Genomic DNA, 25,241 nt, shown 5'->3' with positions numbered 1-25,241 from the left:
GAAAACATGCCTGGGTCACGCCACGCAAATAAGCTTAAAAGTAAATTAAATGTTATCAAAATGATGTTGTTTTGGTGGCGGGGCAGGGTGTATTGTAACCCCCTCTTAATGCGTTGCCTTCTGTCGTCAGATAGCCTTCTGATGAGAGATAAAGACGCGTGACCTCAAATTCTTTAGCTTCGAAAATTGTAATTAAAGACGTGCTGAATTAAGGTCGCGGCAACGGATTTACAGATACTTAAGTTAACCATAATAAGGAGTTTAGGATGAAAGTCGCAGTCCTCGGCGCTGCTGGTGGTATCGGCCAGGCGCTTGCCCTACTACTGAAAACCCAACTGCCTTCAGGCTCAGAACTCTCCCTGTACGATATTGCTCCGGTAACCCCAGGTGTGGCGGTTGACCTGAGCCACATCCCGACAGCTGTAAAAATCAAAGGCTTCTCCGGTGAAGATGCGCGTCCTGCACTGCAGGGTGCTGACGTGGTGCTGATTTCTGCAGGCGTGGCGCGTAAGCCAGGCATGGATCGTTCAGACCTGTTCAACGTCAATGCGGGCATCGTGAAAAACCTGGTGCAGCAGATCGCTGAAGTCTGCCCGAAAGCGTGCATCGGCATCATCACTAACCCAGTGAACACGACCGTCGCTATCGCGGCAGAAGTGCTGAAGAAAGCCGGTGTTTACGATAAAAACAAACTGTTCGGTGTGACCACGCTGGATATCATCCGTTCCAACACCTTTGTTGCTGAGCTGAAAGGCAAACAGCCAACAGAAGTGGAAGTGCCAGTCATCGGCGGTCACTCTGGTGTCACCATTCTGCCTCTGCTGTCGCAGATCCCAGGCGTGAGCTTCACCGAGCAGGAAGTGGCTGACCTGACCAAACGTATCCAGAACGCGGGCACCGAAGTGGTGGAAGCGAAGGCGGGTGGCGGTTCTGCAACGCTGTCTATGGGCCAGGCGGCGGCACGTTTCGGTCTGTCACTGGTTCGCGCTCTGCAGGGCGAAAAAGGCGTTGTTGAATGCGCTTACGTTGAAGGCGATGGCGAACATGCCCGCTTCTTCTCTCAGCCGCTGCTGCTGGGTAAAAATGGTATTGAAGAGCGTAAGTCTATCGGTACGCTGAGCGCGTTTGAGCAAAACGCGATGGAAGGCATGCTGGATACGCTGAAGAAAGATATCACGCTGGGCGAAGAGTTCGTTAATAAGTAAAACGAGCCAACTGCCGCAGGCCGGGTAAGCGTTAGCGCCACCCGGCAAAAAAAACCGAAGCACTGACTGGCTTCGGTTTTTTTATGGCTGTCAGTTTGTTGCCGGATATTCCTGAACCGTCACATGCAGCGTCAGTTTTTTATCGTTACGCATGACTTCAACAGGGATGATCGAACCCGGACGAATTTCTGCCACCTGGTCCATCGTCTCCAGGGCAGAGACGGCCGGTGTGCCGTTAACCGAGACAATGACATCATTCACCTGAATCCCCGCGTTAGCCGCCGGACCGCCAGGCGATACCTCGTTGACCACAATGCCCTGAATCTGATCGATACCACCGCCCTGGGTATGCATCGGTGCAATTTCGCGCCCGCCAATGCCGATATAGCCGCGGATGACGCGCCCGTCGCGAATCAGCTTATCCATAATCTTGGTCGCCAGCTGGAAGGGAATAGCAAAGCCGATCCCCTCCGGCGTCTCGCCGTCGTTGCTCTTATCGAACGAGAGGGTATTGATGCCCATCAGTTCGCCCAGCGAGTTAACCAGCGCGCCACCCGAGTTACCGTGGTTGATTGACGCATCGGTTTGCAGGAAATTCTGCCGCCCTGACGGGTTAAGGCCAATTCGACCGGTTGCGCTGATAATCCCCTGCGTGATCGTCTGGCCGAGGTTATAAGGGTTACCGATAGCCAGGACCACGTCGCCAATGTGTGGCGTGCGTTTGCGGTTAATCGGAATGACCGGCAAACCCCCGGTGGCATTGATTTTGAGCACGGCAAGGTCGGTCAGGCTGTCAGAACCCACCAGCAATGCTTCAAACACGCGACCATCCTGCAGGGCAACGATGATTTGGTCGGCATCGTTGATCACATGTTTGTTGGTAATAATGTAGCCGCGCTCGTCCATAATCACCCCGGAGCCCAGCGTGCGGATCTCAAGCTGGTTATGGGCCGAGCTATTGAGGCCGCGGTTATAAACGTTAACCACGGCAGGGGCGGCACGGCGAACGGCCGTGTTATAGGTTGCTGGCGTTTCATCCGCGCTGTCGAACTGGGGAGTGGACAGTTTATTGAACTGACGCAAAGACGGCATCGCCAGCAGCAGCAGGCCAGCGACAATCAAACCGATAACAATGGAACGTAAGAGCTTTGAAAGCATGATGCGCGTGTCGTGATAAAAGGAACGATTTGCAGCATAACATGAGTTATCCGGACATCACACGCAGCGGTGATGTCCGGGATAGCAAATGCTTAGCGCAACAGAATGTAGATGGACTCATTGCCGCGCATCACCTGCAGGGCAATGACCGCCGGCTTGCTCTCCAGCACTTTGCGAAGTTCAGCGATGGATTGCACGCGATTACGGTTTACGCCAATGATGACGTCTTCCTGATGCAATCCGGCCTGCGCGGCAGGGCTGCTCTTCTCAACGGTGTCGATGCGAATGCCTTTCGTACCGTCTTTCAGTTGCCCGTCGCTCAACGTTGCCCCTTGCAGCGCAGGGGCGATAAGCTCCGCGCTGGCCGATGACGAGGTACTCTTATCCAGCGTCACTTCGACGTTCAACGGCTTACCGTCACGGATCAGACCGAGTTTCACCTTCGCACCGGGCTCAGTCGTGGCAATACGCGAGCGCAATTCAGCAAAGCTGCTCAATGGCTTATCGTTGAGGCTGACGATTACATCGCCTGATTTGATGCCTGCTTTTGCCGAGCCGGAGTTTGGCAGCACTTCACTGACAAAAGCACCACGCTGCACGTTAATATTGAACGCTTTCGCAATATCCGCACTCATCTCCATGCCTTTGATACCCAACAGCCCGCGTTTGACTTCGCCAAACTGGATAAGCTGCTGTGCCAGCGTTTTGGCCATATTGCTCGGGATAGCAAAGCCGATCCCGATACTGCCGCCGCCCGGTGCCAGTATCGCTGTGTTAATCCCAATCAGCTCACCGTTAAGGTTGAGCAACGCCCCGCCGGAGTTCCCGCGGTTGATCGAGGCATCGGTCTGGATAAAGTTTTCCAGACCTTCCAGATTCAGGCCGCTACGCCCCAGCGCAGAGATAATGCCGGAGGTGGCGGTTTGTCCTAAACCAAAGGGGTTGCCCACGGCAACGGCAAAATCACCGACGCGGAGTTTGTCGGAATCCGCAATGGCAATCTGGGTCAGGTTGCTCGGGTTTTGTACCTGCAGCAGTGCGATGTCACTCTGGTCATCACCGCCAATCAGTTTGGCGTCAAATTCGCGACCATCGTTCAACTGTACGCTGATTTTATCGGCCTGGCTGATGACATGATTGTTGGTCAGGATATAGCCTTTGGCCGCATCAATAATGACGCCTGAACCCAGACCTTCAAAGGGTTGTGCCTGCTGGTCAGGGCCCTCATCGCCAAAATATTTTTTCAGTTCTTCCGGTACGCGCTGGCTTTGTACTGCCGTACCTTCAACCTGCACGCTGACAACCGCAGGCAACACTTTTTCCAGCATCGGCGCGAGGCTTGGAATGGCTGCTTGTCCCGGCACCTGTGAGGGCAACGCCGCACTGGCAGGGAAGGACGCCGAGAGGGATAACCCGACACTTAACGCTAAAGCGCTCAACAGCTGGTTTTTTTTCTTCATTGATGCTGACTCTCGTATCCTGGAATGAAAGAAGAACGACCCAAAATCATAATGATGTTATTGAATTTTATACCGCTGAACAATGAGGCGTTTGACTAAATAATAGCTGGGGACGGGAAGAAAGGACGGGCGCAAGGGATGCGCCCGTAAAATATATTCAGGTTGTGCGATTAATCGCGTTTTGCGCCACCGCGTAGCAGACCGGATGCGCCGTCAGAATAGTCACGAGGCATCTGAACCGGAGCCTGATCGTTACCGGCTTCCGAGTCTGCCAGACGGTTGCGGAACGGGTTCGTTTCCGCGGTCATTTCCGGCAGCAGGCTGCTGGAGCTCTTCGCCATATGCTGATACAGCTGACGGTAGTCGGTTGCCATATTGTCCAGCAGCTCAGCGCTACGGGCAAAGTGGCTAACCAGCTCTTCGCGATACTCTTCCAGCTCTGCTTTGTTCTTTTCCAGTTCGTACTGCAGTGACTGCTGCTGACGCAATTTGCGGTTACCGAAACGCATGGCCACAGCACCGATCACGATGCCGACGACTAAACCGATTAGCGCATATTCCCAGGTCATGAACTTCTCCCGTTGTCTTGTTGTTCCGTAGGGTGTTGGCTCGGCTCCTGCCTGTGCCTGATAATGCCACTATAACCGCTATTTCCGCAGAAGTGGAATCCTGACGTATCATCGCGTAGTGTAGAACGGCCTTTTTTTCATCAGTCACGCCTGCTGGTGAGCGTTAATTGAAGGAATAACAATAAGATTATGCAAAACCTGTCCCCTGCGTCGCGATATCAACAGGCCCTTAACGAGGGCACGCACCAACCAGATGATGTTCAACGTGAGGCGGTAAACCGCCTGGAGATGATTTATCAGGAACTCACGGCAAAACCCGCTGACGTTGATCAGAGCAGTGGGCTAAAAGCGGCATTTGGACGATTGCTCGGTAAAAAAACGCCACAGACTCAGGCTCCGGTGCGTGGTTTATATATGTGGGGCGGGGTCGGGCGCGGAAAAACCTGGCTGATGGACCTGTTCTATCTCAGCCTGCCTGGCGCACGTAAGCAGCGTCTGCACTTTCACCGTTTTATGCTGCGGGTGCATGAGGAACTGACCGCGCTGCAGGGCAAAAGCGATCCGCTGGAGATTGTGGCCGACAGATTCAAGGCGGAAACAGACGTGCTCTGCTTCGATGAGTTTTTTGTGTCTGACATCACCGACGCCATGCTGCTAGGCGGCCTGATGAAAGCCCTGTTCGCCCGAGGGATCACGCTGGTGGCGACTTCGAATATTCCGCCGGACGAGCTCTATCGCAACGGCCTGCAACGGGCGCGCTTCTTGCCCGCTATTGATGCTATCAAGCAACACTGCGACATCATGAACGTGGATGCCGGGGTGGATTACCGGTTACGCACGCTGACCCAGGCCCATTTGTGGCTTTCACCGCTCAATGCGCAGACTACCCGCGAGATGGATAAACTGTGGCTGGCGCTGGCGGGCGCAAAACGTGAACATGCTCCGACGCTGGAGATAAACCATCGCCCGTTGCCAACGCTCGGCGTCGAAAACCAAACGCTGGCGGTCTCCTTTACGACGCTCTGCGTGGATGCCCGTAGTCAGCACGACTACATTGCGCTTTCGCGTCTCTTCCACACCGTGATGGTACTGGATGTGCCGGTGATGACGAAACTGATGGAAAGTGAAGCGCGACGCTTCATTGCCCTGGTGGACGAGTTTTATGAGCGCCACGTTAAGCTGGTGGTCAGCGCCGAGGTACCTTTATATGAGATCTACCAGGGCGAGCGGCTTAAGTTTGAGTTCCAGCGCTGCCTGTCGCGCCTGCAGGAGATGCAGAGCGAGGAATACCTGAAGCGGGAGCATATGCCATAAATGCCACCCTCTCCCGTGGAGAGGGGCTGGGGGTGAGATAAATGCTCCCCTCTCCCTGTGGGAGAGGGGCCGGGGGGTGAGGGCACCAGACCGCACAATACTTAACCCCCGAAAAACCCATTCCAAATCACATTTAAGGGTCGATCTTTGACCTCAACTTCTCTATAATCTTGCGACCCCACGTTACGAGAAGGTTTTTTTCCCGAAACTTTCTATGTGTCGGCATGTGCTATTCGAAGGGGTAGGTTTGCCGGACTTTGTCGTGTGAACCTCAACTGACTAAACGTTTGGGTGTTCACCAACGTGTAACTTATTATTTGGGTAAGCTTTTAATGAAAACTTTTACAGCTAAACCAGAAACCGTACAGCGCGACTGGTATGTTGTTGACGCGACCGGTAAAACTCTGGGCCGTCTGGCTACTGAACTGGCTCGTCGCCTGCGCGGTAAGCATAAAGCGGAATACACTCCGCACGTTGATACCGGTGATTACATCATCGTTCTGAACGCTGATAAAGTTGCTGTAACCGGCAACAAGCGTACTGACAAAATGTACTACCACCACACCGGCCACATCGGTGGTATCAAAGAAGCGACCTTTGAAGAGATGATTGCTCGCCGTCCTGAGCGTGTGATTGAAATCGCGGTTAAAGGCATGCTGCCAAAAGGCCCGCTGGGTCGTGCTATGTTCCGTAAACTGAAAGTTTACGCAGGCAACGAGCACAACCACGCGGCACAGCAACCGCAAGTTCTTGACATCTAATCGGGATTATAGGCAATGGCTGAAAATCAATACTACGGCACTGGTCGCCGCAAAAGTTCCGCAGCTCGCGTTTTCATCAAACCGGGCAGTGGTAAAATCGTAATCAACCAGCGTTCTCTGGAACAATACTTCGGTCGCGAAACTGCCCGCATGGTAGTTCGCCAGCCGCTGGAACTGGTTGACATGGTAGAAAAACTGGATCTGTACATCACCGTTAAAGGTGGTGGTATCTCCGGTCAGGCAGGTGCGATCCGTCACGGTATCACCCGCGCTCTGATGGAGTACGACGAATCCCTGCGTTCTGAACTGCGTAAAGCTGGCTTCGTTACTCGTGACGCTCGTCAGGTTGAACGTAAGAAAGTGGGTCTGCGTAAAGCACGTCGTCGTCCACAGTTCTCCAAACGTTAATCCATTCTGCTTACGCAGAACGATTGGCGAAAAACCCGCTTCGGCGGGTTTTTTTTATGGATAATGCGCAGGTTATCCACAATATCCATGCATATATCTTCTCTTTTTCCTCTTTTCCAGAATCCCCTCACCACAAAGCCATCAAAATCTGGTAAACTATCATCCAATTTTCTGCCCAAATGTCGGTGAATACTCGATTTTTGTTCGATTCCTGAACAATGTGTCTTCTCTGGGATGGGCGATACAACATCTGGCTGGCCCCTGTTGGGCCGGTAGCAGTAAAAATTCTGAATATACCTGGAGGTTTTCATGGCTGTCGCTGCCAACAAACGTTCGGTAATGACGCTGTTTTCTGGTCCTACTGACATTTATAGCCATCAGGTTCGTATCGTGCTGGCCGAGAAAGGTGTCAGTTTTGAGATCGAGCATGTGGAAAAGGATAACCCGCCTCAGGATCTGATCGATCTCAACCCGAGCCAAAGCGTACCGACGCTGGTGGATCGCGAGCTGACCCTGTGGGAATCCCGTATCATTATGGAATACCTGGATGAGCGTTTCCCGCATCCGCCGCTGATGCCTGTTTACCCTGTTGCGCGTGGTGAAAGCCGCCTGTACATGCAGCGTATCGAAAAAGACTGGTACTCGCTGATGAACGTCATCACCAGCGGTTCCGCTTCTGAAGCCGATGCAGCGCGTAAGCAACTGCGTGAAGAGCTGCTCGCCATTGCCCCTGTGTTTGGCCAAAAACCCTTCTTCCTGAGCGATGAGTTCAGCCTGGTGGATTGCTACCTGGCGCCGCTGCTGTGGCGTCTGCCAACCCTGGGCGTAGAGTTCAGCGGTCCTGGCGCGAAAGAGCTGAAGGGCTATATGACCCGCGTATTTGAGCGCGACTCTTTCCTGGCATCTTTAACTGAACCGGAACGTGAAATGCGTCTCGGCCGAGGCTAATGACTGTGGAAATGTCACAACTGACCCCACGCCGTCCGTATCTGCTGCGCGCCTTCTATGAATGGCTGCTGGATAACCAGCTCACGCCGCACCTGGTTGTGGATGTGACGTTGCCGGGCGTGCTGGTTCCAATGGAATATGCACGCGACGGACAAATCGTACTGAACATCGCGCCACGCGCGGTGGGTAACCTCGAACTGGCCAACGACGAAGTGCGCTTTAACGCGCGTTTCGGCGGTGTACCGCGTCAGGTTTCTGTGCCGCTGGCTGCGGTGTTGGCGATTTATGCGCGTGAAAACGGTGCAGGCACCATGTTTGAGCCGGAAGCGGCGTATGACGAAGACGCAATTCACGTCAATGACGATGAAGAAGCTGGCGCTGAAGGTGAAACGGTCATGTCGGTGATCGACGGCGATAAGCCCGACCATCACGACGACGACGATCCTGATGACACACCGCCGCCGCGCGGTGGTCGTCCAGCACTACGCGTAGTGAAATAAATCCGCTTGCGGCCTGTTTATTAAAAGCCAGTGATATCACTGGCTTTTTTTTATTCTTATTTCAAATAATCGTGACGATAGGTATAAACAAGCATTGTTTATACCTCTTGATTCTTCATCACTTGGTTAATAATTAAATGGATTTATAATTCCTGTGAATTATTGTGATTTAAGCCAATATCAAAACAGTGATAAAAGTAAAGGTAAATTTTGGGTAATATTATTTTTTTGATGTTAATCTCCTTTTTAAACGAGTAATTCCTTAATAAATTAAGGAAATAATCATTTTTTTGATATTCTTAATATCAAAATTAATTTTGCTAAATTGCATGTATTTATAAAAATAATATTATGGGCGCATGCTGACAAGCATGACTACAATCAGTAATCGGTAAAGGCATTTACCATTACGTGATTTAATATTGCAATTTCTCGTATGTTAAGGATTAACAAGTGAAAAAAGTATTACTCGCTACCGCCCTTTCTCTGTGTGTAACATCAGCATTTGCTGCTAACCCTACCGCTGTTCTGAAGGTTAAGGGTACGCTGACAAATGCAGCATGTACGCCAACATTAAGTAATGGTGGTACCGTTGACTACGGTAGAATTAATCTGGGCAATTTGAGTGCTACAGCGGTTAACCAGCTGGGTCAGAAAAATATCGACCTGACCATTAATTGCACCGCGGCAACGAAAGTCTCCTGGAACATGGTTGACGATCGCAAAGATTCAAACGCGAAACTCGAAGTTGAGAAGGGCATGTTTGGTGGGGATTCTCAGACTTCTGAAAGCCAGCTTTATGGTGTCGGTAAAACTGCAGGTGCAACACCAGTAAGCATCGGTTCTTATTCAATGTTTGTTAAAACTGACAGCGTAGTGGCTGATGGTGCTACTGTTGATCCAATTTACCAGCAGGGCTCTGCGGGTGAATGGACTAAGAGCATCAACGGTTCTACTCAGGGCGACAATTATCGTGATTTCACCGTTGCTACTGTTGGCTCTTTGGCTCCTCTGGCGTTCGAAACTGCAACCTTCCCACTGGTAACCTCCCTGGCGATCCAGGATACCACCACGCTGGCGATCACTGATGACACCCAGCTTGACGGTCAGGTAACAATCAGTCTGCGTTATCTGTAAGACTTTTTAATCGAGTAAATGTTATTTAATTACCGGAGAGTAAATGCGCTGCATTTACTCTCTTTTTAACGGCGCGATAAACATGGACTGTTCTGTTGTTGCTTTCAAGGAGATATTATTATGCAAGGTTTAAAATCCACTTTAATTAATACACTTATTACTGCCACATTATTGTCTGCCAGTGTTGCTGTACATGCAGAAGGCATGGTGCCTGAAACCAGTCTGTTAATCATTGATGAAGCGACGCACAGTGGAACGATAAACGTCAAGAATACCGACTCGCACCCTTCACTTTTATATACGAATGTCGTTGATCTGCCGGATGATACCGGTCTTAAGCTTATTGCGACGCAGCCAGTGGTACGTCTTGAGCCAGGTCAGACGCAGCAGTTGCGCTTTATTCTTCAGAATAAACAACCGTTGGACGTTGAGCATTATAAACGCGTCACGTTTGACGGTATTCCACCTAAAAACGATGATAAAAAAATCAAGATCGGTATAAACATTCGCCAGGATATACCCGTGCTTATTCGTCCGGCATCTCTGGGAGTGGTTACTGATGCCTGGAAGTTCCTTAAGTGGTCTTCAAACGGCGCGTCTGTCACCGTGAAAAACCCTAGCAAATATGTGGTCCGTCTTGGGCAGAACGTAATGCTGCTGCCTTCAGGTGTGAGTGCCACTCTGTCCAAAACCTACATTCTTCCTGGCGAAACGCTAACGGCTGATATGAAAAAGAAAGTCAGCGGTGACAGCAGCGTTAAGTTTTTCCCGGCCAGCCGCTATGGCGTTGAGGTACCGAGCTTTACGTCGGAATTAAATAAATAGGGATATGACGGTGATTAAACAAAGCCGCCTTGCATTTTGTGTCCGCGCCATTCTTTGCGGCACATTACCTCTGGTATTACTTGATTCGACATCCGTCCTGGCGAGGGAAGTCACCTTCGATACGGGGATTATGCAAACGCTGGGGTTGAATACAGATCTCAACCATTACTTCGCTGAAGCACCGCGATTTTTACCCGGAACCCACTCCGTTTCGGTGAAGGTCAATGGGAAAGAGCGAGGAATGGCTGCAGTTCGTTTCAACAAAGATGGCGTGCTTTGCTTTGACAACGATCTCATGGAGTTTGCCGGGCTGATGCCTGTGCCAATAAAGTCCGATGAGACGTGTCACGATATTCGTGATAACTATCCTAAAGCCATCATCAACGCTTTGCCTAACCAGGAAGCCGTTGAACTCTATCTGCCAGCTGAAGCGGTGAACAGTCTGTCGGGAGATATCAAAAACTTTCAGCATGGCGGAACGGCGGCGCTGCTGAACTATTCATTGTTCAGTACCCATAACGACTATGGTGACAACGACACTAGCCGCTACTCTCAGGCCAGCCTGGAAGCCGGATTCAACACGATGGACTGGGCGCTGCGCAGCCGTTATATCCTGACGGATGACAACGGTAGCCGAAATGCTGAAAGCATTTACACCTATGCAGAACATGTATTTGCCGCGCAGAAGATGACGATGCAGGTGGGTGAAATCAACGCCATGTCCAACGTGTTGAGCGGCGTGCCGATTACCGGCGTGCAGTTTATGCCGACCAGCGGCCTGGCGAAAACAAGCTCTGGCGTGAGTGTTTCCGGTATCGCCCAGTCTTCCCAGGCACGTGTAGAAGTCCGCCAGAACGGGCAGTTGGTCTTCAGTACCCTTGTGCCTGCAGGCCCCTTCACGCTGGATGACGTGCCCGTGGTTCGCAACAATGTGGATCTGGACGTCTCGGTGGTAGAGTCCGATGGTGCGACTAACCGGTTTATTGTCCCGGCGTCTCAGGTAAGGGCGCGCAACCTTTCACGCCCACAGGGGCTGACCCTTTCTGTAGGTCAGGTGCGCAGCATCGAAAGCGAATATAGCGATCCGCTGGTAATGAACATTTCTGACGGCTGGCGCATCTCACCGTGGATGAATCTCCTGGCTTCTGGTGCAGCTGCGGAAAACTACCAGGCAGCAGGCGGCAGAACAGAGTTCCTGATAAACGATGACTGGACTCTTTCAACGGGCGCAGCAGTCAGCAGTGCGAACTTTGGTGACAGCAGCAGCGGAGTAAAAACCGATCTGCAAAGTGATTATATCCTGAACGAGTATGTCGGTCTTTCAGGCAGTGCGACGCATTACAGCGGCGAGTACCGCGAAATGGCTGACGCAATGGATGACGATTATCAGGGATATGACAATACCTATTCTGGCAACGTTCGTTTCTCCTCCCCTCTGGCGGGGGTGTTTAGCGCAGGGTTCAACTACAACCAGACCAATGGTGGTAGGGATGACTCACGTTATCTCCTGCTGTCATGGGGCAAGACCTTTTCGTACGCGTCAGTGTCCATGAACTGGCAAAGTGCGGTAGGTAATGTCGATGACGATCAGGACAATGAGATGTTCTACGTCAACGTGAGCATCCCGCTCGGTGGCAGTCAGTCGATCAGCTCCTATATGCGTAAACAGGGTGATAGCACCACCTATGGCGTGTCTAACAGCGGCTCGCTGGGAGACAATACGCACTATTACATCTCAGCCGATCGCGATCAGGATACCAAAGACAACAGCTTCAATGGCAACATCAACACTAACCTCCACTATACGCAGCTAAGCGTGGGGGGCGGAACCAGTGGTGATAATCAGCGGAACTACAGTGCGACATTGTCGGGTGGCGTGGCCATGCATAAAGAGGGCGTGACTTTCTCGCCGTATTCGATTCAGGATACCTTCGCGATTGCCAGACTGAGCGAGAAGAAGAGCGGCGTTGAAATTTCCACTCCGCAAGGCACCGTCTGGACCGATCCATGGGGCCAGGCCGTGGTGCCTTCTCTCAACGAATGGCATAACTCCCGCATAGAAATTGATGCTAACAAGCTGCCGCAGAGTATGACGCTGGCTAACGGCACGAAATATATCGCCGCAGGCCATGCTTCGGTCAGCGAGATTGATTTCAAAGTACTCAACAGCCGCCGCGTCATGCTGAGCGTAAAGCAGGCTAACGGTCAGCCCCTGAATAAAGGGATCTCGATTGTTGATGAGAAAGGTAACTATATCGTGACCACGGTTGATGATGGCCACGTCTTTATTAACGATGCCGATCAGCTGAGCGCCCTCTACGCGCTAGACGGTAACAATAACCGACTGTGTAAGATTGATTACACTCTGGCTGATAAGCGTGACGAAAATGCCTTCTACGAAGAAGTGAACGGAGTTTGCCGATGAACAGTCGACACTTATCGGGCTTAGTAGCCTTGCTGATGCTCGGTATGACAGGGGTAACCCATGCTGAAGACTGCCAGATCAGCCTCTCACAGCCGGTGGTGGATTATCACGAGATGCGTCGGGATACGATCGAAACGACGCAACAGGACTGGCACAAAATGGCCGATCGTGACATCACGGTCAACGTTTTCTGTCCTCAGACTCAGCAGATGGCGGTGTTACTGCGCGGTACAGCTGGAGATAAGGGGCGGTTTCTTTTTGGGCAGTCCGGTGGTGTCGCGGTCAAAATTGACAACATGACCGTCGATGGCAAAAGTTACAGTGTGGGTAAAACAGTTGATCAGCTAAATTTTACGCCTGAAAACGGTACGCCGACACCTCTCTACCTGCGTAATAACGAGGCGGTGATTGCGCTTGAGAATAACCAGGTTCCTTCCGGCCAGCAGATGAGTTTCAACGTAACGCTCTCGCCGGTTCTCAACGATAGCGCGTTCAGCCATCTGACAGATCAAACTACGCTGGAAAGTGATTTGTCCTGGAGTTTATTGACGAAGTAACCCTTCTCTTCGCGGCACTCCTTAAAAGCGGAGCTGCATGCGGGGTAGGGTGATAATCAATGGCTGTAAACCGCATAAAAAAAGCCGGAGGGTAAATACCGTCCGGCTTTTTTCTTACACTTCCAGGTAGTTCATAATCCCGTCGGCCGCTTTACGCCCTTCGGCAATGGCTGTCACCACCAGGTCAGAACCGCGAACGATATCGCCACCCGCGAAGATTTTTGGGTTGCTGGTCTGGAAAGCGTTATCGCTGCCTTCAGGGGCGATAATACGACCCTGAGAGTCAAGCTCAACGCTGTGCTTCGCCAGCCACTCCATGCTGTGAGGACGGAAACCGAACGCCATCACCACGGCATCAGCCGGGATCACATGCTCAGAGCCTGCGACAATCTCTGCACGACGACGGCCTTTCGCATCCGGCGCACCCATCTCCGTGCGCGCCATCTTCACGCCGCTCACTTTGCCGTTAGCATTCACTTCAATACCCAGAGGCTGGATGTTGAACTGGAATTCCACGCCCTCTTCACGCGCGTTTTTCACTTCGCGTTTAGAGCCCGGCATGTTCTCTTCGTCACGGCGGTAGGCGCAGATGACGTGCGCCGCATTCTGACGAATAGAGGTACGCACGCAGTCCATCGCGGTATCACCGCCGCCCAGCACCACCACGCGTTTGCCTTCCATGCTGACGAACGGCTCGTCGGCGGTTTCGCCGTAGCCCATAATCTGCTTGGTATTGGCAATCAGGAACGGCAGGGCATCAAACACGCCCGGCGCATCTTCGTTCTCCAGACCGCCGCGCATGGACTGATAGGTGCCCACGCCGAGGAACACCGCGTCGTAATCCTTCAGCAGATCGTCGAGCTGCACGTCGCGGCCCACTTCCACATTCAGTTTGAACTCAATACCCATGCCGGTGAAGATTTCACGTCGACGGGTCATGACCTCTTTTTCCAGCTTGAAGGCCGGAATACCAAAGGTCAGCAGACCACCGATTTCCGGATGACGGTCAAAGACCACCGCCTTCACGCCGTTGCGGGTCAGCACGTCCGCACAGGCCAGGCCCGCCGGGCCCGCACCGATGATCGCCACGCGCTTATCGGTTTGCTTCACGCCGGTCATATCCGGACGCCAGCCCATCTCGAACGCTTTATCATTGATGTAGCGCTCAATGTTACCGATGGTCACCGCACCAAACTCGTCGTTCAGGGTACAGGAGCCTTCACACAGGCGGTCCTGAGGACACACACGGCCGCACACTTCCGGCAGGGTGTTGGTCTGGTGTGAGAGTTCGGCGGCTTCAAAAATACGCCCTTCGTTGGCCAGCTTCAGCCAGTTCGGGATGTAGTTATGGACCGGGCATTTCCATTCGCAATAAGGGTTACCGCAGGACAGGCAGCGGTCTGCCTGCGCTTTGGCCTGGCCTTCTGAAAACGGCTCGTAAATCTCAACAAATTCAATTTTACGGATCTTCAGCGGTTTCTTTGGCGGATCAACACGCTGCAGGTCGATAAACTGGTATACGTTCTGGCTCATCTGAATTCCTTACTGCGCCTGCACGCGCAGCTCTGCTGCGCTACGACTACGGTGACCCAACAGGGCTTTAACATCGCTGGACTTCGGTTTAACCAGCGCAAATTTCGCTGAGAACGCCGGCCAGTTCGCCAGGATCTCTTCGCCGCGCGAAGAACCGGTATGCTGCACGTGTTCGGTAATCAAACCGCGCAGGTGTTCTTCATGGATAGCCAGCGTATCAACGTCCAGCACTTCCACCAGTTCCGGGTTCACGCGTTTGCGGAACTCACCGTCTTCATCCAGGACGTAGGCAAAACCGCCCGTCATGCCTGCGCCAAAGTTCACGCCGGTTTTACCCAGAACGCAAACAATCCCGCCCGTCATGTATTCACAACCGTTATCGCCAATGCCTTCCACCACGGTGATGGCACCGGAGTTACGCACCGCAAAACGCTCACCCGCACGGCCCGCAGCGAACAGACGACCGCCGGTCGCGCCGTACAGACAGGTGTTACCGATGATGCTCGCTTCGTGGCTGCGGAAGGCAGAGCCGACCGGAGGGCGCACTGCCAGCAGACCACCCGCCATGCCTTTACCGACGTAGTCGTTGGCGTCACCGGTCAGGTACAGCTCAACGCCGCCTGCGTTCCACACCCCGAAGCTCTGACCCGCAGTGCCGCTGAAGTGCGCGGTAATCGGATCTGCTGCCAGCCCCTGGTCACCGTGCGTTTGCGCGATATAACCGGAGAGCGACGCGCCCACGGAACGGTCGGTGTTGCGGATATCAAACCAGAACGTCTTGCTCTGCTTCTCGTCCACATACGGTTTCGCCTGATGCAACAGCTGCGCATTCAACACGCCATTGTCAAACGGTGGGTTGTTCTCGGTGCAGTACACCGCTTTGCCTGGGTGTGGCTGCGCGGTTTCCAGCAGCTTGCTGAGCTCCAGCTTCTGCTGCTTCGCCGTGAAGCCTTCCAGCTCTTTCAGCAGGTCGGTACGGCCAATCAGATCCACCAGACGCTTCACGCCCAGCTGCGCCATCAGCTCGCGGGTTTCCCGGGCGATGAAGTCAAAGTAGTTGGTCACTTTGAACGGCAGCCCGTGATAGTGGTTCTTACGCAGCTTCTCATCCTGGGTCGCCACACCGGTTGCGCAGTTGTTCAGGTGGCAAATACGCAGGTATTTACAGCCGAGCGCCACCATTGGGCCTGTACCGAAGCCGAAGCTTTCCGCACCGAGGATCGCGGCTTTGATGATGTCGAGGCCAGTTTTCAGGCCACCGTCCACTTGAAGTCGGATCTTATGACGCAGACCGTTCGCCACCAGCGCCTGCTGGGTTTCCACCAGGCCCAGCTCCCACGGGCAGCCCGCGTATTTCACGGAGGAGAGCGGGCTTGCACCGGTACCGCCGTCGTAGCCGGCGATGGTAATGAGATCCGCATAAGCTTTCGCCACGCCGGTGGCGATGGTGCCCACGCCCGGTTCGGAAACCAGCTTCACGGAGATCATCGCTTTCGGGTTGACCTGTTTCAGGTCGAAAATCAGCTGCGCTAAGTCCTCGATAGAGTAGATATCGTGGTGCGGTGGCGGGGAGATCAGCGTCACGCCCGGCACCGAGTAGCGTAGTTTGGCGATGTACGGGGTAACTTTATCCCCCGGCAGCTGACCGCCTTCGCCCGGTTTCGCACCCTGAGCGACTTTAATCTGAATCACGTCGGCGTTGACCAGGTACGCAGGCGTCACGCCAAAACGACCGGATGCCACCTGCTTGATACGGGACACTTTATTGGTGCCGTAACGCGCCGGATCTTCACCGCCTTCACCGGAGTTGGAGTTACCGCCGATGCTGTTCATGGCTTCGGCCAGCGCCTCGTGGGCTTCCGGGCTCAGTGCGCCGATGGACATTGCTGCGGTGTCGAAGCGTTTGAACAGCTCGGAAGCAGGCTCAACGTCGTCAATGCTGACCGCTTCATCACCCGGATTCAGGGCAATGAGATCGCGCAGCGTCGCCGCCGGACGGTTGTTCACCAGCTCAGCATACTGCTGATAATCGCTGTATTCACCGCTCTGCACCGCCTGCTGCAGCGTGCGCACAACGTCCGGGTTATAGGCGTGGTATTCACCACCGTGAACGTATTTCAGCAGACCGCCTTGATCCAGCGGCTTACGTGCCAGCCAGGCACGTTTGGACAGGTTCACCAGATCCTGCTGGAAGTCAGCAAAACCGGCTCCACCGATACGGCTAACCACGCCCTGGAAGCAGAGATTTGCCACGTCATCATGCAGGCCGACCGCTTCAAAGAGCTTCGAACAGCGATAAGAGGCAATGGTCGAGATGCCCATTTTGGACATGATCTTGTACAGGCCTTTGTTGATGCCGTTACGGTAGTTCAGCATCACAGTACGGTAATCTTTGTCGATCGCGCGGGTATCCACCAGACGGGCCAGCGTTTCGTAGGCCAGGTACGGGTAGATCGCCGTCGCGCCAAAGCCTAACAGCACGGCAAAGTGGTGCGGGTCGCGGGCGCTGGCGGTTTCAACAATGATGTTGGCATCGCAGCGCAGGCTCTTATCCACCAGACGCGTCTGGATAGCACCCACCGCCATTGGCGCAGGCACCGGCAGACGGTTTTTCGCGATATTGCGGTCAGACAGCACCAGCAGAACGGTACCGTTACGCACCATCTGTTCGGCTTTGTCACACAGCGCATTCACCGTCTCTTCGAGGCTCGCGTCGTTCACGTCAAACGTAATGTCGAGCGTGTCGGCGCGGTAGTGCTCCTCGGTCATGGTGGTGAGCTGTTTGAAGTCGGAGTACAGCAGGATCGGCGATTTAAAGGTCAGACGGTGCGCCTGGCCTTCGGCTTCGCAGAAGACGTTCATCTCGCGACCGATGCTGGTGGCCAGCGACATCACGTGGGCTTCACGCAGCGGATCGATTGGCGGGTTAGTAACCTGCGCGAACTGCTGGCGGAAGTAGTCATAAATGATGCGTGGCTGGCTGGAGAGCACGGCAAATGGGGTATCGTCACCCATGGAGCCGACTGCTTCCTGGCCGTTTTCTCCGAGCACACGGATAACCGAGTCCAGCTCTTCCGCGCTGTAGTTAAACTGTTTCTGGAAACTTGCTAGCGTATCGTCGTCCAGCTCGCGGCTGCCCACTTCTTCGTCCGACAAATCTTCAAACGGCACCAGACGACGCACGTTCTTCTCCATCCACTCTTTGTATGGATGACGGCTCTTCAGATCGTGATCGGTTTCGGCAGAGTGCAGTATGCGCCCACCGCGGGTGTCAATAACCATCAGCTCGCCCGGACCGACGCGGCCTTTCTCGACCACTTCATCAGGCTGGTAATCCCAGATACCGACTTCAGAGGCACAGGTGATGAGCTTGTCTTTTGTGATGACGTATCGCGCCGGACGCAGACCGTTACGGTCCAGGTTGCAGGCGGCAAAACGACCGTCGGACATAACGATGCCCGCCGGGCCGTCCCACGGCTCCATGTGCATGGAGTTAAAGTCGAAGAAGGCGCGCAGCTCAGGGTCCATATCCGGGTTGTTCTGCCATGCCGGTGGCACCAGCAGACGCATGGCGCGCACGATGTCCATCCCGCCCGCCAGCAGCAGCTCCAGCATGTTGTCCATGGAGCTTGAGTCCGAGCCAGTTTCATTCACGAACGGCGCAGCGTCGTGCAGGTCAGGGATCAGTGGCGTCTGGAACTTATAAGTACGGGCGCGAGCCCACTGGCGGTTACCGGTGATGGTGTTGATCTCGCCGTTGTGCGCCAGATAGCGGAACGGCTGCGCCAGCGGCCAGCGTGGAACGGTGTTGGTGGAGAAGCGCTGGTGGAACAGGCAAATGGCCGATTCCAGACGCAGGTCCGCCAGGTCCAGGTAAAAGCGCGGCAGATCAGCCGGCATACACAGACCTTTATAGATGTTGACCAGGTTCGAGAGGCTACAGACGTAGAACTCTTTATCGTCCTGGAGGCGTTTTTCAATGCGGCGACGGGCGATAAACAGGCGGCGTTCCATATCGCGTGGACGCCAGCCCGCAGGCGCGTTAACAAAAATCTGCTCAATACGAGGCAGTGAGGAGAGGGCGATTTCACCGAGCACCCCTTCGTTGGTTGGCACATCGCGCCAGCCGACAATCGACAGGGTTTCACGCTGAAGTTCTTCTTCGACGATGCGGCGTGAAGCGGCAGCCTTTTCAGGATCCTGGTTCAGGAACAGCATACCGACAGCGTAGTTTTTGGCTAAACGCCAGCCGCGCTCTTCCGCAACGATACGGAAGAAACGATCCGGTTTTTGCAGCAGCAGGCCACAACCGTCGCCGGTTTTACCATCAGCAAGGATGGCGCCACGGTGCTGCATACGGGCCAGTGCGTGAATAGCGGTACGCACTACCTTGTGGCTAGGTTCGCCTTCTATGTGGGCGATCAGGCCGAAACCACAGTTATCCTTCTCAAGGGATTTATCGTACAACATATCAGTGAACCTCCCCAGGCTCGTCGGGCTTCTCTCTGAACTTTACCGTGGCGCACAGGCGCAGAAAGAGCATGGCGACGGGGTTTGCGCTTCATACGCGTACCTCGCATTCGCCCTCTTTTCATCCTTTCGCGCAGGTAAACAAGTTTGAGGACTTGCTTCAGAGGGAATCTCAATTACTGCATAAATATGATGAGCAGGCCGCTCATCCAGAAAGCTTCCAGCGGATTTCCAACTTATCGGGAATTGGTACACAGGTCAAATGGCAATCTTATTTATCCAAAAATGTGCTAAAGAGTGACTATGTATTTGTAAATAAAGAGTATTTAACTATTTTTACATTGATTAAAAGCCCTTGTAGACCGCAACGGAGTGTGATCTGTCTCACTATATGTAAGCGGTATTATCAACGTAGCATGCTAAATAGTGGTTTTAACGCAGAACAATAATCTGGCATGGGTTATAAACCCGCATAAAGTCACTGTTTTTCAGTGCTGGCGCTATAAATGAAAAAAACAATCAGAACATAAGGAAAAGTAATCACAGATGGTGTGAATGAAACTGCAGTAATCTTGAGTATTTATTCATATAGATAAAGGCCGTCCTGGGCGATTGATCCAGGTCATCGCCGACAGAGGCTAAAAATGGCAGGCTTGTCCCCTTTCTTCGGGACGGTCTATCAGATTATGCAGTTACAGAAATTAGTCAATATGTTTGGTGGGGATCTTTTGCAGCGCTACGGGCAAAAGGTTCACAAGCTGACGCTGCACGGCGGTTTTAGCTGTCCGAATCGCGATGGCACCATCGGGCGCGGTGGCTGCACTTTCTGTAACGTGGCCTCCTTTGCTGACGAAGCTCAGCAGCACAAATCTATTGCAGAGCAGCTCGCACATCAGGCCAGCCTGGTCAACCGCGCAAAGCAGTATCTGGCCTATTTCCAGGCGTACACCAGTACCTGGGCGGAAGTGCAGGTGCTGCGGTCCATGTATCAGCAGGCCGTCACGCAGGCAAACATTGTGGGGTTGTGCGTCGGTACGCGTCCGGACTGCGTGCCGGACGCGGTGCTGGACTTGCTCAGTGAGTATAAGGAGCAAGGCTACGAGATCTGGCTGGAACTGGGCTTGCAGACCGCACATGACAAAACCCTGCACCGCATTAACCGTGGCCATGATTTCGCCTGTTACCAGCGCACCACACGCCTCGCGCGCGCGCGTGGGTTGAAGGTCTGTTCACACCTGATTGTCGGTCTCCCTGGCGAAGGGCAGCAGCACGGCCTGGAGACGCTGGAAAAGGTCGTTGAGACCGGCGTGGACGGTATCAAGCTGCATCCGCTACACATCGTTACGGGAAGCATTATGGCGAAAGCCTGGCAAGCGGGGCGGTTAAGCGGTATTGAGCTTGAGGACTATACGGTGACCGCGGGGGAGATGATTCGCCACACGCCGCCGGAGATTGTTTACCACCGCATCTCGGCCAGCGCCCGCCGTCCAACGCTTCTGGCACCGCTCTGGTGTGAGAACCGCTGGACGGGGATGGTGGAAATTGACCGCTATCTGCAGGAAAACGGCGTACAGGGTTCGGCGCTGGGGCGCCCGTGGGTTCCCCCTCTACCGGCGACGTCCGCCTAACAAACTCCCCAGCATGCCGCGTACAATCTGATTGGTGACCTGCCGCGCCGCGCTTTTCGCCATGGTTTGCACCACGCCGTCGCGTTTGCCGCCGCGCGGACCGGTGCTGCCAAACAGAATGTCTTTGAGTCCACCGAGAATGCCGTCATCTACGGCGACGGACTGCCCTTTTGCGGCAGGGGCATCCTGGGACTCCGTTGTTGCCTGCACGCCTTTTTGCAGCATCTCAAACGCAGACTCGCGATCCACCTCGTCTTCGTACTTACCGTAAACCGGAGAATGGTTAATCAGGCCGTTACGTTCATCATCAGTGACGGGCCCCATACGCGAGCAGGGCGCAATCACCATCGCACGTTCCACGATGGATGGGCTGCCCTTCGCATCAAGGAACGATATCAGCGCTTCACCGGTGCCCAGCGCCTGAATGGCGGCTTCGGTATCAAAGGCTGGATTCGCACGCATGGTTTGCGCGGCGGCTTTCACCGCTTTCTGATCCTTTGGCGTGAAGGCGCGCAGGGCATGCTGGACGCGGTTGCCGAGCTGCCCGAGCACGTTATCGGGGATATCCGACGGGTTTTGCGAGACAAACCAGACGCCAACACCTTTGGAACGGATGAGGCGGATGACCTGTTCAATCTTATCCAGCAAGACCTGCGGGGCGTCGTTGAACAGCAGGTGCGCTTCGTCAAAGAAGAACACCAGCTTCGGTTTTTCCAGGTCACCCGCTTCGGGCAGCTGTTCATAAAGCTCGGAGAGCATCCACAGCAGGCTGGCGGCGTAGAGTTTCGGCATCTGGTAGAGCTTCTCTGAGCTCAGAATGTTGATGATGCCTTTTCCACTGCTGTCGGTGCGCATCCAGTCTTTGATATCCAGCATCGGTTCACCAAAGAAGTGTTCGGCACCCTGTTGTTCCAGAGTCAGTAACCCGCGTTGAATCGCGCCGACAGAAGCGCTGCTGATATTGCCGTACTGGTTCTGGAAAGATTTAGCGTTATCCCCGATGTACTGGGTAATGGCCCGCAGATCTTTGAAATCGAGCAGCAGCAGTCCCTGGTCATCGGCGATGCGGAAGATAATATTCAGTACCCCGGACTGGACATCGTTAAGGTTAAGCAGACGGGCGAGCAGCAGCGGGCCGAGGTCGGAGACGGTGGCGCGGACCGGGTGGCCTTTCTCACCGAAGATATCCCATACCACCACCGGGTTGCCGTACGGCGTCCAGTCCGTGATGCCAATATTCTTCAGCCGCTCGAGCAATTTTTCAGAGGCGGTACCCTCCTGAGCCACACCGGTTAAATCGCCTTTCACGTCAGCCATAAAGACCGGCACGCCAATCTCTGAAAGCGACTCCGCCAGCTTCTGCAGGGTGACGGTTTTCCCCGTCCCGGTCGCGCCGGTGATCAGGCCGTGGCGGTTCGCCATCGCGGGCAGCAGATACAGCTCTTTTTCCAGCGTCCGGGCAATTAACAATGGTGTACTCATAATGCGCTTCCTCTCTTAGTCCTGGGTGGAGTATAGGCAACCTGGCAGCAATTTGGCTGAGTAAATTGCTGACTTTGCGGCGCATTATCCAGCGCGGACTATGCTTTTGCATACGGTTAACAAAATAGTGGGAAACTATGTCCAGATTCTTCTTTAACGATCGCAAACAGCTGGTCAACGATGCCATTGAAGGCATACTACTTTCTGCGCCACACGCGAATCTCGTCAAACTCGACATTGATCCTGCCATCAGGATTGTCGCGCGCGGTGACTGGGACAAAAGCCGCGTGGCGGTGATCTCCGGCGGCGGCTCTGGCCACGAGCCCGCGCATGCCGGGTTTGTCGGCAAAGGCATGCTGACGGCTGCCGTCTGCGGCGATCTGTTTGCCTCGCCGAGCGTGGATGCGGTGCTGAATGCCATTGTCGCGGTCACGGGCGATCGCGGCTGTCTGCTGATTATCAAAAATTACACCGGCGATCGGCTGAACTTCGGTCTGGCGGCCGAGAAGGCCAAACGTTACGGGCTGAAGGTCGAAATGGTGATTGTGGCGGACGATATCGCGCTGCCCGACAACAAACAGCCGCGCGGTATTGCCGGTACGGCGCTGGTGCATAAGATTGCGGGCTATGCGGCGGAGCAGGGGAAATCGTTGAGTGAAGTGCGGGATATTGCGCAACAGGCCTGCGATAACCTCTGGAGTCTGGGCGTGGCGATGCAAACCTGCAACCTGCCGGGCAGTGACGATGAAGAGGGACGCATTAAGCAGGGTCATGTCGAGCTGGGGCTGGGGATCCACGGTGAGCCGGGCGCTTCCGTTGTCGACACACAAAACAGCAAAGCGATTATCGACACGCTGGTGACCCCGCTGAAAGCGCAGGCGGGTGAAGGGCGCTTTGCGGTGCTGATTAACAATCTTGGTGGCGTATCGGCGCTGGAAATGGCGTTACTGACCAAAGAGCTGGCGCACTCGGCGCTGAAAGAGAGTATTGCTTATCTTATTGGCCCGGCCCCGCTGGTAAGCGCCCTGGATATGAAGGGTTTTTCGCTGACGCTGCTGAAGCTCAACGATCTATTCGAAAAAGCGCTTCATGAAGAGGTGGAAACGCTCGGCTGGCAGAAACCCGTGGCGTTTGCGCCACTGCGTACCGTCGCACATAGCGCCATCCATGACCGCGTGGAATACACTCCGTCGGAAAACCCACAGGTCGAAAAGTCTGTCTCCTCGGTAGCCAGGACGCTGATCCAACTGGAAAATCGTCTGAACGCGCTGGATGCCAAAGTGGGCGACGGCGATACCGGCTCCACCTTTGCGCAAGGCGCGCGGGATATTGCGCAGCGTCTGGAGGAGCATGCGCTTCCGCTTGATGATGTCTCTAAGCTTCTGCTGCTGGTAGGGGAGCGGCTGGCAACGGTGATGGGCGGATCGAGTGGCGTACTGATGTCGATCTTCTTCACGGCAGCCGGGCAAAAGCTGCATGACGGAAAATCGCTTCCGGATGCGCTGCTGAGCGGGCTGGCGCAAATGAAGCAGTATGGCGGCGCGGATCTCGGCGATCGCACCCTGATCGATGCGCTCCAACCGGCGCTGGAGGCGTTGCAGAAAAATGATCTTCAGGCAGCGGCGCAGGCAGCGCAGCAGGGGGCAGAAGCAACGGCAAAAATGGAGAAAGCAGGAGCAGGGCGCTCGTCGTATGTGAACAAAGAGAACCTGGATGGCGTGATGGATCCGGGGGCGGTTGCGGTGGCAGAAGTATTTAACGTATTGGCACAGCGGTAAAAGTAGGCCGGGTAAGGCGAAGCCGCCACCCGGCAAACTCACATCAAAAATCCGCTTTCAACACCACGCGATACCGGGCTTTCCCGTCGCGTACGTGCTGGATAGCTTCGTTAATTTTCGACATCGGATAAAGCTCGGTGGTGGGTGCCACTTTGGTGCGTCCGGCGAACTTCATCAGCTTGCGCAACTCGTACGGCGTACCGGTCGCAGAACCGGAGACGCTGCGATCCCCGCCGATCAGGGTAAACGCCGGAACCGGCAGAGGCTTCATTACCGCACCCACGGTGTGGAAGTTACCGCCGTAGGCCAGCGCTTCAAAGTATGGCTGCCAGTTGAGATCGACGTTGACGGTGTTGATGATCAGATCAAACTGACCCGCCAGCGCCTTCAGCGCTTCAGGATCGCGGCTGTTCACCACTTTATCCGCACCCATCGCCAGCACTTCCTGTTCTTTTGCCGGGTTCGAGCTGAACGCCGTCACTTCACAGCCCATTGCGTGCAGCAGTTTGATGGCAATATGTCCCAGGCCGCCAATACCAATGACGCCTACGCGGCTGGTCGCAGTGACGTGGTGCATCAGCAGTGGTTTAAAGACGGTGATACCGCCACACAGCAGCGGACCGGCGGATTCAATATCAATGCTCTCCGGCAGGGGGATAACCCATTGCCAGTCGGCACGCAGTTTATCGGCAAATCCGCCTTTGTTCAGAATGGTTGGCACCGCGCCTTCAAGGCAGTTGATCTGGTTGCCGCTGATACAAGCATCACAATGACCGCAGCTGCGTGCCGTCCAGCCAATACCTACGCGCTGGCCGACCTTCAGCCCTTTGTCCTGGGCGGCGCTACCGAGCGCCGCGACGCGACCAATGACTTCATGCCCGGCAATCAGTGGATAGCTCGAGAAGCCCCATTCGTTGTCGATCATCGAGAGATCCGAGTGACAGATCCCGCAGTAATCAACCTGCACTTCGACGTCTTCTGCTTTTAGTTCGCCCGCATCGTATTCGTACAGCTCAAGTTCTGCACCCGCCTGCGGTGCGGCGTAGCTTTTTATCTTCGACATCGTGTTTCCCCCATTGTGGT

The 25,241-nt window shown here is 54.3% G+C and carries 19 protein-coding genes; 12 read left to right on the top strand and 7 right to left on the bottom strand.

From position 1 onward, the window contains the following. Window positions 1–266: 266 nt before the first annotated feature. A complete protein-coding gene (gene mdh, locus ACOTYN_RS08240) occupies window positions 267–1,205 on the top strand; it encodes a malate dehydrogenase (protein WP_014885422.1) in 939 nt (312 codons plus the stop codon). A gap of 90 nt (window positions 1,206–1,295) precedes the next feature. Here the strand turns inward: mdh and degS are convergent, their stop codons facing one another. The 3 genes from degS to zapG all read right to left on the bottom strand — a co-directional run bounded on the left by degS (window position 1,296) and on the right by zapG (window position 4,392). After that, complete coding sequence (degS, locus tag ACOTYN_RS08235) at window positions 1,296–2,363, bottom strand: outer membrane-stress sensor serine endopeptidase DegS (RefSeq protein WP_071922852.1); 1,068 nt, start codon at window positions 2,361–2,363, stop codon at window positions 1,296–1,298. A 92-nt stretch (window positions 2,364–2,455) separates the two neighbouring features. After that, complete coding sequence (gene degQ / locus ACOTYN_RS08230) at window positions 2,456–3,823, bottom strand: serine endoprotease DegQ (RefSeq protein WP_023331415.1); 1,368 nt, start codon at window positions 3,821–3,823, stop codon at window positions 2,456–2,458. A gap of 170 nt (window positions 3,824–3,993) precedes the next feature. Further along, on the bottom strand, window positions 3,994–4,392 hold the full coding sequence (gene zapG, locus ACOTYN_RS08225; protein ID WP_010436126.1) for a Z-ring associated protein ZapG: 399 nt from the start codon (window positions 4,390–4,392) through the stop codon (window positions 3,994–3,996). 189 nt (window positions 4,393–4,581) lie between these two features. Between zapG and zapE the strand changes: the two genes are divergently transcribed. From zapE to ACOTYN_RS08180, 9 genes are all read left to right on the top strand, one after another. Further along, a complete protein-coding gene (gene zapE, locus ACOTYN_RS08220) occupies window positions 4,582–5,706 on the top strand; it encodes a cell division protein ZapE (protein WP_214600475.1) in 1,125 nt (374 codons plus the stop codon). A 332-nt stretch (window positions 5,707–6,038) separates the two neighbouring features. Continuing rightward, window positions 6,039–6,467 (top strand): 50S ribosomal protein L13, encoded by a 429-nt coding sequence (rplM, locus tag ACOTYN_RS08215; RefSeq protein ID WP_003860434.1) that lies wholly within the window; start codon window positions 6,039–6,041, stop codon window positions 6,465–6,467. Between the two features lie 15 nt (window positions 6,468–6,482). Next, on the top strand, window positions 6,483–6,875 hold the full coding sequence (rpsI, locus tag ACOTYN_RS08210; protein WP_003860436.1) for a 30S ribosomal protein S9: 393 nt from the start codon (window positions 6,483–6,485) through the stop codon (window positions 6,873–6,875). 309 nt (window positions 6,876–7,184) lie between these two features. After that, the gene (gene sspA, locus ACOTYN_RS08205) at window positions 7,185–7,823 is read left to right on the top strand and encodes a stringent starvation protein SspA (protein ID WP_014885418.1); all 639 of its coding nucleotides are present in this window, start codon (window positions 7,185–7,187) and stop codon (window positions 7,821–7,823) included. A gap of 5 nt (window positions 7,824–7,828) precedes the next feature. Then, window positions 7,829–8,323 (top strand): ClpXP protease specificity-enhancing factor, encoded by a 495-nt coding sequence (gene sspB / locus ACOTYN_RS08200; protein WP_014885417.1) that lies wholly within the window; start codon window positions 7,829–7,831, stop codon window positions 8,321–8,323. A gap of 453 nt (window positions 8,324–8,776) precedes the next feature. Continuing rightward, window positions 8,777–9,460, top strand: coding sequence for a DUF1120 domain-containing protein (locus ACOTYN_RS08195; RefSeq protein WP_045134758.1), 684 nt, complete (start codon window positions 8,777–8,779; stop codon window positions 9,458–9,460). Window positions 9,461–9,580: 120 nt separating this feature from the next. Beyond that, window positions 9,581–10,285, top strand: a complete 705-nt coding sequence (locus ACOTYN_RS08190) for a fimbria/pilus chaperone family protein (protein WP_014885415.1) — start codon at window positions 9,581–9,583, stop codon at window positions 10,283–10,285. A gap of 4 nt (window positions 10,286–10,289) precedes the next feature. Beyond that, window positions 10,290–12,710 carry a fimbrial biogenesis outer membrane usher protein gene (locus tag ACOTYN_RS08185; RefSeq protein WP_332957647.1) on the top strand — a complete coding sequence of 807 codons (2,421 nt, stop codon included), beginning with the start codon at window positions 10,290–10,292 and terminating at the stop codon, window positions 12,708–12,710. Beyond that, window positions 12,707–13,267, top strand: a complete 561-nt coding sequence (locus tag ACOTYN_RS08180; protein WP_032635417.1) for a hypothetical protein — start codon at window positions 12,707–12,709, stop codon at window positions 13,265–13,267. Before ACOTYN_RS08185 ends, ACOTYN_RS08180 begins: the two co-directional genes overlap by 4 nt. Window positions 13,268–13,381: 114 nt before the next feature. Here ACOTYN_RS08180 and gltD read toward each other — a convergent pair whose 3' ends face one another. Together gltD and gltB are read right to left on the bottom strand one after the other, a co-directional pair. After that, entirely contained in the window at window positions 13,382–14,800 is a 1,419-nt protein-coding gene (gene gltD / locus ACOTYN_RS08175; RefSeq protein ID WP_045134760.1) for a glutamate synthase subunit GltD, read from the bottom strand. Between the two features lie 9 nt (window positions 14,801–14,809). Further along, a complete protein-coding gene (gene gltB / locus ACOTYN_RS08170; RefSeq protein ID WP_045268617.1) occupies window positions 14,810–19,270 on the bottom strand; it encodes a glutamate synthase large subunit in 4,461 nt (1,486 codons plus the stop codon). A gap of 686 nt (window positions 19,271–19,956) precedes the next feature. On the opposite strand from gltB, the gene ACOTYN_RS08165 reads away from it, so the two are divergent. Beyond that, window positions 19,957–20,898 carry a TIGR01212 family radical SAM protein gene (locus ACOTYN_RS08165; RefSeq protein WP_154816861.1) on the top strand — a complete coding sequence of 314 codons (942 nt, stop codon included), beginning with the start codon at window positions 19,957–19,959 and terminating at the stop codon, window positions 20,896–20,898. Here ACOTYN_RS08165 and ACOTYN_RS08160 read toward each other — a convergent pair. Further along, window positions 20,878–22,380, bottom strand: a complete 1,503-nt coding sequence (locus tag ACOTYN_RS08160) for a helicase HerA-like C-terminal domain-containing protein (protein WP_071922856.1) — start codon at window positions 22,378–22,380, stop codon at window positions 20,878–20,880. The genes ACOTYN_RS08165 and ACOTYN_RS08160 overlap by 21 nt on opposite strands. A 137-nt stretch (window positions 22,381–22,517) precedes the next feature. Between ACOTYN_RS08160 and ACOTYN_RS08155 the strand changes: the two genes are divergently transcribed. Continuing rightward, entirely contained in the window at window positions 22,518–24,158 is a 1,641-nt protein-coding gene (locus ACOTYN_RS08155; protein ID WP_100124668.1) for a dihydroxyacetone kinase subunit DhaK, read from the top strand. A gap of 43 nt (window positions 24,159–24,201) precedes the next feature. Here the strand turns inward: ACOTYN_RS08155 and ahr are convergent, their stop codons facing one another. Beyond that, on the bottom strand, window positions 24,202–25,221 hold the full coding sequence (gene ahr, locus ACOTYN_RS08150; RefSeq protein ID WP_014885407.1) for an NADPH-dependent aldehyde reductase Ahr: 1,020 nt from the start codon (window positions 25,219–25,221) through the stop codon (window positions 24,202–24,204). Between the last annotated feature and the right edge of the window lie 20 nt (window positions 25,222–25,241).

It is taken from the genome of Enterobacter cloacae complex sp. IR5458, from assembly GCF_049238025.1.
Lineage (GTDB): Bacteria > Pseudomonadota > Gammaproteobacteria > Enterobacterales > Enterobacteriaceae > Enterobacter > Enterobacter kobei.
The sequence above is the reverse complement of the archived record's forward strand: the minus strand, read 5'-3'. Positions and strand labels throughout refer to the sequence as shown.